Origin of the sequence: Streptomyces sp. NPDC002888, assembly GCF_042888465.1 — a bacterium.
GTDB lineage: Bacteria > Actinomycetota > Actinomycetes > Streptomycetales > Streptomycetaceae > Streptomyces.
In genome coordinates this window covers 33,981-42,080 of sequence record NZ_JBIAPU010000052.1, presented here as the reverse complement: position 1 = coordinate 42,080, position 8,100 = coordinate 33,981, and the positions used below count along the sequence as shown (strand labels likewise).

At 69.9% G+C, this 8,100-nt stretch carries 4 protein-coding genes and 1 riboswitch; of the genes, 1 reads left to right on the top strand and 3 read right to left on the bottom strand.

Annotated features, from left to right (window positions below; translation table 11 throughout):
• Nucleotides 1-154: 154 nt before the first annotated feature.
• From ACFYWX_RS46650 to ACFYWX_RS46640, 3 genes are all read right to left on the bottom strand, one after another.
• Nucleotides 155-1,183 (bottom strand): ribonucleotide-diphosphate reductase subunit beta, encoded by a 1,029-nt coding sequence (locus tag ACFYWX_RS46650; RefSeq protein ID WP_389431620.1) that lies wholly within the window; start codon nucleotides 1,181-1,183, stop codon nucleotides 155-157.
• A complete protein-coding gene (locus tag ACFYWX_RS46645) occupies nucleotides 1,183-3,534 on the bottom strand; it encodes a ribonucleoside-diphosphate reductase subunit alpha (RefSeq protein WP_389431619.1) in 2,352 nt (783 codons plus the stop codon). The genes ACFYWX_RS46650 and ACFYWX_RS46645 overlap by 1 nt, the downstream gene beginning before the upstream one ends.
• Nucleotides 3,535-3,656: 122 nt before the next feature.
• A riboswitch (cobalamin riboswitch) is annotated at nucleotides 3,657-3,803 on the bottom strand.
• A gap of 35 nt (nucleotides 3,804-3,838) precedes the next feature.
• Nucleotides 3,839-4,345 (bottom strand): GNAT family N-acetyltransferase, encoded by a 507-nt coding sequence (locus ACFYWX_RS46640; protein WP_389431623.1) that lies wholly within the window; start codon nucleotides 4,343-4,345, stop codon nucleotides 3,839-3,841.
• A gap of 142 nt (nucleotides 4,346-4,487) precedes the next feature.
• Between ACFYWX_RS46640 and ACFYWX_RS46635 the strand changes: the two genes are divergently transcribed.
• Nucleotides 4,488-8,075, top strand: a complete 3,588-nt coding sequence (locus tag ACFYWX_RS46635) for an NACHT domain-containing protein (protein WP_389431618.1) — start codon at nucleotides 4,488-4,490, stop codon at nucleotides 8,073-8,075.
• The last annotated feature ends 25 nt before the right edge of the window (nucleotides 8,076-8,100 follow it).

The window sequence follows — 8,100 nt, the reverse complement described above, 5'->3', positions numbered from 1 at the left end:
CCTCGCCCGCCCCCCCCCCCCCCCCACCACCCCCCCCCCCCCCCCCCCCCCCCCCCCCCCCGGGCCCCCGCGCCGCCCCGCCCGCCCCCCGCCCCCCCCCCCCCCCCCCCCCCCCCCCCCCCCCCCTCGACCGCCAGTTGCGAGAGGCGGAGGCTCAGAAGTCCTCGTCCAGGTCGACCGTCCCCTCCACCGCGACCTGGTACGCCGACGGGCGCCGCTCGAAGAAGTTGGTCAGCTCCTGAACACCCTGGAGCTCCATGAAGGAGAAGGGGTTCTCCGAGCCGTACACCGGCGCGAAGCCCAGGCGCGTGAGGCGCTGGTCGGCGACGCACTCCAGGTACTGCCGCATCGAATCGGTGTTCATGCCCGGCAGGCCGTCACCGCACAGGTCGCGAGCGAACTGCAGCTCGGCCTCGACGGCCTCCCGCAGCATGTCGATGACCTGCTGGCGGAGCTCGTCGTCGAAGAGGTCCGGCTCCTCCTTGCGGACGGTGTCGACCACCTCGAACGCGAAGCTCATGTGCATCGTCTCGTCGCGGAACACCCAGTTGGTGCCGGTCGCCAGACCGTGCAGCAGACCCCGGCTGCGGAACCAGTAGACGTACGCGAAGGCACCGTAGAAGAACAGACCCTCGATGCACGCGGCGAAGCAGATGAGGTTGAGCAGGAAGCGGCGGCGGTCGGCCCGGGTCTCCAGGCGGTCGAGCTTCTCGACCTCGTTGATCCACTTGAAGCAGAACTCGGCCTTCTCACGGATGGAGGGGATGTTCTCCACGGCGTCGAAGGCGGCCGAACGGTCCTCCGGGTCGGGGAGGTAGGTGTCCAGAAGCGTCAGATAGAACTGGACGTGGACGGCCTCCTCGAAGAGCTGGCGCGACAGGTAGAGGCGCGCCTCCGGGGAGTTGATGTGCTTGTACAGCGTCAGCACCAGGTTGTTCGCGACGATCGAGTCGCCCGTCGCGAAGAACGCGACCAGACGGCCGATCATGTGCTGCTCGCCCTCGGACAGCTTCGCTAGGTCGGCGACGTCCGAGTGAAGGTCGACCTCCTCCACGGTCCAGGTGTTCTTGATGGCGTCCCGGTAGCGCTCGTAGAAGTCCGGGTAGCGCATGGGGCGGAGGGTCAGCTCGAAGCCCGGGTCGAGGAGGTTCTTGGAAGACACAGTCTTGGCTTCGCTGGTCATTACTGGCAGGCCTCGCAGGACTCGGGGTTTTCCAGGGAGCAGGCGACGGCGTCTTCGGGTGCCGGCTGCTGAACGGGAACGGTGGCTCGTGCGGCGCGGGCGATGCGGGTCGCCGGGCGCGAGCGCAGGTAGTACGTCGTCTTCAAACCCGACTTCCAGGCGTACGCGTACATCGAGGAGAGCTTGCCGATGGTCGGCGTCTCCAGGAAGAGGTTCAGGGACTGCGCCTGGTCCAGGTACGGGGTCCGGGCGGCGGCCATGTCGATCAGGCCGCGCTGCGGGATCTCCCACGCCGTGCGGTACAGGGCCCGGACGTCCTCGGGGATCCAGGCGAAGTCCTGCACCGAGCCGTTGGCGTCGCGCAGCGCCTCACGGGTACGGGCGTCCCACACGCCCAGCTCCTTGAGGTCCTTCACCAGGTAGGAGTTGACCTGGAGGAACTCGCCGGAGAGCGTCTCGCGCTTGAACAGGTTGGACACCTGCGGCTCGATGCACTCGTACACACCTGCGATCGACGCGATGGTGGCGGTGGGCGCGATCGCGAGGAGCAGCGAGTTGCGCATACCGGTGGTCGCGATCCGCTCGCGCAGCGCCGCCCAGCGCTCCGGCCAGGTGAACTCGGCGCCGTAGTGGTCGGGGTGCAGGACACCCTTGGCCGTACGGGTCTTCTCCCAGGCCGGCAGCGGGCCGCTGCGCTCGGCGAGGTCGGCGGAGGTCTCGTACGCGGCGAGCATGATGCGCTCGGCGATCCGCGTGGAGAGCTGCCTGGCCTCGGGGGAGTCGAAGGGCAGACGCAGCTTGAAGAAGACGTCCTGGAGGCCCATCGCGCCCAGGCCCACCGGACGCCACTTGGCGTTGGAGCGGCCCGCCTGCTCGGTCGGGTAGAAGTTGATGTCGACGACACGGTCGAGGAAGGTGACGGCGGTGCGGACGGTGTCGTCCAGCCGCTCCCAGTCGATGTCATCGCCCGCCACGAACGCGCCGAGGTTCACCGACCCCAGGTTGCAGACCGCCGTCTCCCCGTCGTCCGTGACCTCCAGGATCTCCGTGCAGAGGTTGGAGGAGTGGATGACGTGACCCGGCTCGGCGGTCTGGTTGGCGGTGCGGTTGGCGGCGTCCTTGAAGGTCATCCAGCCGTTGCCGGTCTGCGCGAGGGTGCGCATCATCCGGCCGTACAGCTCACGGGCGGGGATGGTCTTCTTCGCGAGCCCGTTCGCCTCCGCCCTGCGGTACGCGGCGTCGAACTCCTCGCCCCACAGGTCGACCAGCTCGGGCACGTCGGCGGGGGAGAACAGCGACCACTGCCCGTCGGCGTTCACGCGGCGCATGAACTCGTCCGGCACCCAGTGCGCGAGGTTCAGGTTGTGCGTACGGCGGGCGTCCTCGCCCGTGTTGTCGCGCAGCTCCAGGAACTCCTCGATGTCGGAGTGCCAGGTCTCCAGGTAGACCGCGGCCGCGCCCTTGCGCCGGCCGCCCTGGTTCACGGCGGCGACGGAGGCGTCGAGGGTCTTGAGGAACGGGACGATGCCGTTGGAGTGCCCGTTGGTGCCACGGATCAGCGAACCCCGGGAGCGGATGCGGGAGTACGACAGGCCGATGCCGCCGGCGTGCTTCGACAGGCGGGCCACCTGGTGGTAGCGGTCGTAGATGGAGTCCAGCTCGTCCTTCGGGGAGTCGAGGAGGTAGCAGGACGACATCTGGGGGTGGCGGGTGCCGGAGTTGAACAGCGTGGGGGAGGAGGGGAGGTAGTCGAGGCGGCTCATGAGCCCGTAGAGCGCGGCGACTTCGTCGACGGACCTCACGGTGTCGTCCTCCGCGAGGCCCGCGGCGACGCGCAGCATGAAGTGCTGCGGGGTCTCCACCACCTTGCGGGTGAGGGGGTGCCGCAGGAGGTAGCGGCTGTGCAGGGTGCGCAGGCCGAAGTAGCCGAAGCGGTCGTCGGCGCCGGTGTCGACGAGGGCGTCGAGCCGCTCGGCGTGCACGCGCACGAACTCCGCGGTGCGGTCGGCGATGAGGCCTTCGCGGTGGCCGACGGCCACGGACTCGGTGAAGCACGTGACGCCCTGCGAGGCGGCCTCGGCGCGGATGCCGATGGTCAGCAGACGGGCGGCCAGCCGGGAGTAGACGGGGTCCTCGGAGATGAGGCCGGCGGCCGCCTCCGTGGCCAGCTCGCGCAGCTCCGTCTCGTCCGCCCGCGCGGACCGGCCCCGCAACGCGGCGGTGGCGACCCGGCCCGGGTCGGCGTCGGGCAGGTCGGCGGTCAGCTCGGTCAGGGTCCGCAGCAGTGCGGCACCGGGACCGTCGTACTCCAGCTCGGTCGCTGAAGCCGGTTCGGCTGGCGCGATGGTCACGTGGGGCTCTCCCTCGCTCGGCACGGGGCCTGGCGGAGGGCAGGGGGCAGCACACGAGCGCACGCGGCGTCGCGTCCACCGACCCACTCCACGAGGCCCGGACGTCGGGCACCCGGACCGGACGGGCCGGGCGCGCTGTCGACAGGTCCTCGGACTGACGCTCATACGCGGGCATACGCGCATGAGTACACCGTTGCGGGACAGTTCCGGATTCGCACCGGATTCCCCTGTGGCGACAGCGAGCACGAGCATACATCTTGTGCCGGGCTACGGTGACACCCCCAGATGTTGTGTTGCCGTGGTTTCACAGCGTCAACTCATAGGTGAGGAGAGTGATGTCGTCGAGGTGCGGGATCGGGTTCCAGTCGCGCCCCGGGGTGCGGGTGAAGCCGAGGCGTTCGTAGATGCGGTGGGCGGTGTGCATGGTGGCCTGGGTGGAGAGGACCATGCCGGTGCAGCCCTCGACGGCGCGTGCCCGCTCGACGCAGGCCCGTACGAGGGCCTCGCCGACACCACGCCCACGCGCGGTGTGCGCGACCGCGAGCATCCGTATCTCGGCCTCTCCGGGCCGGGCGATGTCGGCCATGGGACCGCCCTGAGGCACGAAGGTGACTCCGCCGAGCACCTGGCCCCGCTCCACCGCGACCAGCACCTCGGCGGCCGCGGCCCGCTTGCCGACGTCTCTCAACTCGCCGAGGTACTCATCGCTCTCCCCGAAGTCGAGAAGGTCGTCCTGAAGGTAGGCCTGGGCGGTGATCTCGCCGACGGTGTCGTACTCGTCGGGTTTCGCTTGCCGGATGAGGATGTCCACGGGGGTGAGTGTGGCCCAGCGACGCGACACCGTGCGCCCGAATTCCGGGTTGCGGCGTGTGTGGGGAGTGCTTCCATGGAAGTAGGTGCCGGCGCCCACGGAGCCCTCCGTCCCGAGAACGCTCTCGGAGGGAGTACGCACGATGACGAGTGTCGTCCGTCGCCCGCGCGGCCGGGAACGGGAGCGCAACGCGTCGATGGCAACGCTGGACCTGAGGCGGGCGGGCAGCCGGGTGCGGGGCGTCCTCGTCGGCCGCCGGCACGCCCTGACGATCCGTCTGGATGCCCGGCGCGGCGCCACCCAGCCCAAGAAGTGGCGGAGATGGTTCTCCTACGCCAACGCGACCAGGTTCGTCTGGGGCATCGCCGTGCTCGCACTCCTGGCCTGGTGCGGGGAGGGCCTGTACATCCTGAGCACCGGCGAGTCGACCGGCTTCGAGGACCTCCGCAAGAACGGGGGGTTCGACGCCTTCCTCCGTTTCGTCGGCCCCGTACTGACCGCTTCGATCGCCGCTGCCCTCTTCCTGTTCTGCTGGTACGGCTGGACCAAGCGGCGTTACCTCGGGGACGCGCGCAGCAGACCCGGTCGGCTGGTACTCACCGCCGGCCAGGACACGGACGACATCGTCGGCCGCGACGTGGTCGCCGAAGTCATCGCCGAACGGCTGCGGGACCGCGACACCCGCCGGCCCTATCTGCTCGTCGGCGGCGTCGGTGTGGGGAAGACCGCCGTCCTCGTGCGGCTCACCGAACTGCTGGCCCGGCAGCGCGCGGTGCCCGTGCCGATCCGGCTGAGGGACGCGGTCAGCGAGGCCGACCTGAACTTTGAGCGGATGGCCAAGCGGCGCTTCGCCGAGGAGACGCCCCAGGGGACCCTGGCGCGGACCAAGATTGAGCGGGTCTGGCAGCAACTGCTCGCCGACGACAAACCGGTCGTCATCGCCGACGGCCTGGAAGAGGCGCTCCTCGACGACAGTCTCCAGCAGAACCGGGACAACATCATCCGCCGCGCCATCGAGCGCGCCCACAAGGAGAAGCTGCCTCTGGTCATCGCCTCGCGGCCGCACAGTCCCCTCGAGAACACCGCCGCCGCGATCGTGGAGCTGGAGCCGTTGAGCGAGGAGGAGGCGCTGCACTTCGTCGAGGAACGCGCATCGGGCAGAGACGAGCAGTATCTGGACGGCGTCGTGGAGACAGCGGAGGTCACCGAATCGCCCATCTACCTGCAGATCGTGCGCGAGCTGCACCGCAACGGCCTCCTGCGTCGCGACGACTTGAAGCCCTTGGACATCTCCGGCCGGGACCGCAGCGCGCTGCGGCTGCAACTGCTGGAGAGGTGGGAACGCAAGATGTGCGAGGGCCGACTTCGGCAGGACGTCGCGCTGAACCGGCAGGAGCGCCGCGACACCGTCGAAGTGGTGTCCGCCCTGGCCTGCATCGGCCTGCTCAAGGACACCCTGGAGGTCGGCTTCGCCGAGTTGCTCGGCGATGACGTGCATCCCGGTCCGCTACAGCGCGCGCGGACCCGGGCAGAGCACCTGTGGACCAGCGCGCGGGGCTTCGACCAGTACGGCAAGCGCGGCAACGTCTTCTCCGAGTGGCATCGGGAGCGGATCTGGGACACGCTCTGCGCCAGGCTCGGCGACGAGGAGGGCAGGCGGCTGAAGGAGGGGAGCAGGGAGCAGTGCCAGGCCGTCCTCGCCCGTTTCGCGGCCAACGCGAACAAGCTCAGGCTGCTGGAAGGCCTCGAGCGGAAGGTCCGCTTCCCCCACAGCATCGTCCAGGCGTACTTCGGCTTCCACGTCCTGGACGAAATGGGCGAGCGGGGCGCCGGAGAGCTGGTCGACCAGGCGCTGCAACCGCCCGGCCCCGGCCGTGAGTTGCTCGTCGCCCTGGTGTTCCTGTCCCGCCGCTGGGCGACAAAGCCCGCGACCCGGGGAGGCGGTGTCCGGGCCGAGGCGAAGAAGGAGATCAAGGAACTGGTGCGGCAGGCACCCGTGTACGGGCGCACCCTGACCCACCGGCTCATCACCGCCGCGAGCCGCCGCACGGACGACCCGAAGGTCCTGGACCTCTACGCGGCGGCACTGGAGGTCGAGAGCGTGGAGGAGACTCCGGGACGGCTCAAGGACATCGTCGGCGCGGTGTACGACTGCTGGTCCGGCATCAAAGGAGACCGGCGCACCCTCGACGACGCGAAGCTGGCGCTGATCAAGCAGCTCGGCGCGGCGCTGCGGAGGGTCTCCGACAGAATCGACGACACCATGGGGCTGTACTGGCAGCTCTTCACCCTCGGTGAGGAAGAACCCTCCTACGCCGTAAGCCTGGCCGCCGCCCAGGAGTGCGGCGCCGGAGGCAGCGCCGCGTTCGCCGTGATACGCGAGAAGTTCCGTCTCGACAACGACCCCGTGCAGGAGTACAACGACGCGGTCACCGACCTGAAGGCTACGAAGAGGGCGCGGTACGTGGCCTGGGCCGCGAGGGCGGCGACGGCGCCATGGACGAACGCCGGTGCGCCCTCCGGGGCCCCGTCGTCCAACCATATCCAAGGGGAGCAGGACGAGCTGCGCGAACTCAACGAGGAGTACCGCAGCGGCCGGGTTCGCCTGCTGAGGAACTTCGTGATGCGGGCCTGGATCCTCCCCATGCTGCTGGGCTCCGTCGACGAGGCCCACCGCGACGAGGCCCAGGAACGCCTCGCCAAGTGGCTGCGCCACCTCGACCCGGCCCACACAGGTGGCGCCCCCGACCTGCCGCTCGCCCTGGAAGCCGCGTTGGCCAAGGGCTTCAAGTACGCGGCCAACCGGCGCAGAAGTCACCCGCACACGGACCAGGGCAGCCGTGCCGACCTGATCCGGCAGGCGGACACGTTCCTGCAGCGGTCCCGGTGCTGGTATGCGCAGCTCAGCCTGCTTCAGGCGCTGTGCCTGTGGGAGCTCCCGGACCCCGTCGGCCCTCCTGGGCAGGGCGACGGCGAGGTATCGAGCCGGCCGTCCAGGAGGATCGGCGGGACGACCGCCGTGGACACCGTCAAGCGCTGGCTGCGGACGGCGGGTACGGTCAACAGAGCGCCCGGTCCGCCCGGCGAGAACGGCGACTCGCCCCGGCGGCTGCATCCCTTCGTCAGTGAGGCGGGAGCCCTGGTGGCCCTCGCCCTGGAGACCGGGCAACCCGAGCGCTTCCTCTGGATCGACGAGAAGGGCGTCGCCGACAACATCGGTTCCCGTGTCGGTCAGGCCGACGGATCCCGTCAGCACAACTTGTGGATCCCGCCATCGGTCGGCTGGAGCACGCTGGACGGGCGCGCTCAGCGCCTCGTCGCCGATGTGCTGGTCATGCTGAACCTCGTCGAACGGGACGGGAACCCTGACGGGGTCGAGGAACGGATGGCCCGTGTGGAGCGGCCGGGCATGTCCCTCCCGCCGTGCATCTGTACGAACCGGGAGAAGCTGGACCCCGGTTCGCCGGCCGGTACCGCCGTCCCGCCCCCACCGGGTTCGAACTGTGAGCCTGGCTGCAGGTTCAAGCTCTGCCCGTACCCGCCTCGCGGCAGTGTGCCCCGGGACGAGATCCGCGAGCCGTTCTGCCGGCAGCAACAGGCGCTGCTGCCCGGACGGGTGCGGCGGTGCTTTCCCAGGGGGCTGCGGAGGAAGACGCCGCACTGGGTGAGTATGCGGGTGCGGGAGCTGGACAGGTTCTGGGACGCGATGGCTCGGCGTACGCGGTCGTGAGCGCGAGAGCGGGCCGCCGTTGGTC

What these genes read in the sequence shown, in the direction of transcription:
- ACFYWX_RS46650 (WP_389431620.1), bottom strand. Translation starts at nt 1,183, where the DNA reads ATGACCAGCGAAGCCAAGACTGTGTCTTCCAAGAACCTCCTCGACCCG.
- ACFYWX_RS46635 (WP_389431618.1), top strand. Translation starts at nt 4,488, where the DNA reads ATGACGAGTGTCGTCCGTCGCCCGCGCGGCCGGGAACGGGAGCGCAAC.